Here is a 4,558-nt window from a genome sequence, read left to right on the forward strand (position 1 = left end):
GGGGGACTCGGATGGGGCGAGCGGGAGAGGCGACGCGCCTGCCCTGGACCGGTCGATCGCCGATTTCGATCCGGCGCTCCGCCTGTCGCCGTCGGTGCGCAAGCTTCTGGTCGAAAGCGGGCTCGACCCCGCGGGGCTGACCGGCAGCGGCAAGGACGGGCGCCTGGCCCGCCAGGACGTCGAGCAGGAACTTGCCCGGCGTGAGGCCCCGGCCGAACCGCCCGGCCCGCCCAAGGCCGCTACACCCGCCGGCTCCCGCCGGATCCCGCATGACGGCATGCGCCGGCGCATCGCCGAGCACATGGCCCGGTCGCTGGCCGCGGCGCCGCATGTCACCGCGGTGTTCGAGGCGGATTTCACCGCCGTGCTGGCACATCGCGCGGCGCACAAACCGGCGTTCGAGCGCCAGGGCGTCGCCCTGACCGTCACCGCCTATCTGGTCCAGGCCTGCGTCGCGGCGATGCAGGCGGTGCCGGTGGTCAACAGCCGCTGGCACGCCGATGCGCTGGAGGTGTTCGACGACGTCAACATCGGCATCGGCACCGCGCTGGGAGAGAAGGGGCTGGTGGTGCCGGTGGTGCATCGGGCCCAGGCGCTGTCGCTCTTGGGCACCGCCGCGCGGCTGCAGGAAACGACCGCCCTGGCCCGGGCCGGCAAGCTGGCGCCGGCGGATGTCCAGGGCGGCACCTTCACCATCTCGAACCACGGCGTCTCCGGCTCGCTGCTGGCGGCGCCGATCATCATCAACCAGCCGCAGACGGCGATCCTCGGCGTCGGCAAGGTCGAGAAGCGGGTGGTGGTGCGCGAGGTCGACGGCAGCGATGCCATGCTGATCCGGCCGATGGCCTATGTCTCGCTGTCGATCGACCACCGCGCCCTCGACGGCGCCCAGACCAACGCCTGGCTGGCCCGCTTCGTCGCCGCGATCGAACATTGGCCGGCGGGCGGGGGCCGGGCCTGACCGGTTCCCGCCCGCCGGGTCGCATCAGGCAGCTGTCATCCGAAGCTTGGCCTGGGGCGGCTGGACGGACTCGGACAGTTGGTAGAGGGCGACCCCGGCGGAGCCAAGATAGCCGGCGACGGTCAGGACACCCAGGATGATGGCAGGGATGAAGTAGGTTCCCGTGTTCAGCGCGGGCACCGCCAGGAACCGCAACGCCTGGCCGGGCAGGATGTTGCCCATGGTGCGGCTGAAGTTCAGGATATCCGCGGTCTCCCGCTTCCCGGCGAGGAACTGCCAGGTTGACATCACCACATTGGCCACGCCCCACAGCGTCAGGGTCAGCTCCCCGACATAGATCTTGGTCTTCGCCTCGCCCCAGGGGAACAGGATGATGGCGGCGCCGCGGGTCGGGCCGAGCAGGATCTGGCAGATCCAGGTCGTGACCGCGAAGCTGGGCTGCCCCGGCTTGCAATCCGGCGCGCCCGGCTCGGGCGACATGACCCAGGGCATGGTGCACAGGGTGGTGCCGTAGCGCAGCCCGACCTGCACCAGGGCCGCTTTCCCCAATCCCGTGCCGGCCGAATTCGCGGCGATCTGGACCGGGTCCAGAATCGCGCGCAACACCATGAAGGTGGCGTAGTAGATCAGGAAGATGCCTTTCAACTCCTCGACCGCGGCGGCCTCTTCCTGGACCAGGGCCGTGCTGCCGATGCCGGCACGCTGCTTCAGCCAGGCGACGGTGAAGGTCTTCTTGAAGCGGTCGAGCGCGTCATCGTCCGGGAAGGGCGCCCGGTCCAGCACCACCTTGGACAGGAGGGTGGCGGGGATGGCCGCGACCCAGGCGATCACATTGACCGGCGTGATCGTCAGGCGATCGCCGGTGAACAGCTGGTAGAGCTGCGACAGGATCGGGATCTCCCAATCCTCGAACAGGGCGTCGCGGAACAGCTGGATCATGTCCGCCAGCACATCGAACATGCTCAGGACCACGCCCTTGGCGGCGTCGAGTGCGAACAGCGCGACCCCCTCCAGCGCCTTGATCAGCCCGCTCAGCAGCAGGTCGAGCACCCGTCCGGGGTCCGACCCGATCGCGTCGAAATAGCCGAAGGCTTCGTTGAAGGCCTGCTTGCCGTCGCCGAACTCGAAATTGTCGGCCAGCCCCTGCAGCTTCTCCATCAGCGTCGACAGGCCGCTGCTGAGCGCTGTGGACCCGAGCACGGCGGCCCCGGCGCCATTCCCGGCCAGGCTCTTGATCCCGCCCTGGTTCTCCTGGAAGGCGTTCAGGAACAGGTTGTGGTCGGTGGCGTAGGACTGGCTGTCGTCGAGCTTATGTTCGCCGAGATAGCCGCCCGTGCTCGGGCCGCCATCGGGGCCGAGCTGCTTGATCAGGTCGTCGACGATCGATTTCAGATTGTCCTTGATCGTGTCGAAGCCGGTCGCGACCTGGTCGCGTATCAGCAGCACCGCGTCGGCGGTGAAGTCCAGGGTCACGCCGATCGAATGCTTGATGCCCTCGGCGGTGCGGGCATAGTTCTTGAAGTTGAACAGGAAGGCCAGCCACTCGTACAGCTTCTCGAGCTTGACCTTCAGCCAGTTCCACACGCCCTCGACGAAGTCGAACGCCTGCTGCGCCACCTCGATGATCGCCTCGAACACCTTGCCGGCGATCTCGAACAGCACCTTGCCGATGCCGTTGATGATGGTGACGACGATCTTGCTGATGCCCTCGACCACCCAGGCGACGCCGCGCTTGAAGCCGCTCCACACCGCACCCCAATCGATGCCCAGGAAGCCGCCGACAGTGGCGTCCAGCCGCTCGGCGCGCCAGGCCTGGGCCTCGGCCATGTCGACGGTGCGATAGCGGGGATAGCCGCCGGAGAAGTCGATCTCCCAGGCGTTGTCGGCCATGGCGGACAGGTCGAGATGCGGCCGGAAGCCGGCCAGGCGCGGGTTGGAGAACCGGTACTGGATGGCGCCGCCGGCCTCATCGGCCTGGGCGATCTCCATCGACCGCTTGGTCACCTCGGCGATGCTCTGCGCCACCGCATCGCGGTCCTTCAAATCGAGCGGCAGCAGCGGCTGGCCCGCACTGTCCCTGGCGTCGAGGACCTGCTGGGTGTCGAGCTGGCCGAGATGCTGCTGCAGCGCGGCATTGGGCTCGACCTTGATCAGCCCGCCGGCCGGCGTCTTCGGCGTCTGGATCAGCAGCGTGGCGGCCGACAGCGCGGTCGCCCGCTGGTGCAGCACCAGCTTGCCATCGGGCCCCGCCTTGATCTTGACCGGGTCCAGCATGCTGGCGCGATAGGCGGCGCCATTGATCCACAGCGTGGTCAGGAAGGTGGCGTTGATGACGATGTCGGCATTGCCCAGCGGCAGGCCGCGGGCGTCGACCGCCGTCACCTCCGCCGCGTGGGTCGGCACCGACACCAGCGCGTCGCCGGCTTCGGGCATCTCGAGCGCTTCGGAGAACCACTGGCCGGATTCGGGCGACTGCCAGAAGCGGGTGATCGCGTTGTCCCGCGACACCGAATAGGCTTCGGAATAGCCGGTCTGGTTGCGCCCGGTGGTGAAGATGCTGGCATGGGCACCGGCGGCGATCGGGAACAGCATGGTCCAGCCCGCCGGTTTCGCGCCGGTGCCGCCCTGGCGGCTGTAGTGCAGGTCGCCATTCTGGTCCGCGGCGAACACCTCGACCCGATCGTCATAGCGCAGATTGGCGCGAATCTCGCCGAAGCGCGCCTTCGGGTCGGCATCGATCTGGATCCAGTCGTCGAACTGGATGCCGCCGCCGGTCGAATATTTGCGCTGCTTCTTCAGCCATAGCTTGCCGGTCTGCAGGTCGACGGCGAACAGGCACAGCAGGTCGTTCGCATCGGTGACGGCCGCGATGTGGCTGGCCTTGCGGCTCAGCTTGCGCAGCTGCGAGGTGCGGAAGCTGTCCTCGGCGAACAGCACCTCGTCATCCTGGCCGATGGCGAACAGGGCCGACTGCACCGGGTTGTTGCTGACGACCGCGATCTCCTTGACCTGGGCCGGCTTGCCGTCCGGGCCCTTCACCGGGGCCCAGACCTCGCCGCCCCATTTCTGGGTCGCCAGGTCGTAGTAGTTGGTGCCCAGCCGGCCGCCATCGAGCTGGACGTTGATGTAGATCCGGCCGGTGATGCCGCGCACCCCCAGGAAGCGCCGGATGGTCTCGGTGGCCTTGGCCGGCTCGGTCTGCTGCTGGACATAGCCGACGCCGTCCTGCCAATGGCTCAGCGACAGCTTGCCGGCCGCATCAAGGCCGAAGATCGATGGCGTGTCGGGCGACCCGCCGGACGGCGCGAACAGGTACAGCTGCGTCGCGGCGACCGCCAGCGGCGTGTCCTCATAGGGCGCGGCCTGGCCCTGGCCGCGCCGCAGCCGGTGGACCTGCGCGTCCGACCCGACGCTGTAAAGATCCAGCACCCCGGCCTCGTTGACGAAGCTGTGGATCTCCGTCCCCGACGACACCGGGCGCACCGGCAGGAAGGTCTCCATGTACTTGGTGCTGACGCGCAGGACCGGCTTGGCGCCGGTTTCCGCTGCCGCAAAGGCGGCGGCCGGGAACAATGTCATGTCAACCTCCGGAAATGG

2 protein-coding genes are annotated in these 4,558 nt (G+C 68.3%); one reads left to right on the plus strand and one right to left on the minus strand.

Annotated elements, in window-relative coordinates:
- Nucleotides 1-961 (plus strand): 2-oxo acid dehydrogenase subunit E2 (locus AC3XYG_RS16430; RefSeq protein ID WP_489140925.1); only part of this gene is annotated, 961 nt, incomplete at its 5' end.
- Between the two features lie 24 nt (nucleotides 962-985).
- Here the strand turns inward: AC3XYG_RS16430 and AC3XYG_RS16435 are convergent.
- Nucleotides 986-4,540, minus strand: coding sequence for a PLL family lectin (locus tag AC3XYG_RS16435; protein ID WP_489140926.1), 3,555 nt, complete (start codon nucleotides 4,538-4,540; stop codon nucleotides 986-988).
- Between the last annotated feature and the right edge of the window lie 18 nt (nucleotides 4,541-4,558).

It is taken from the genome of Inquilinus sp. (assembly GCF_057815775.1).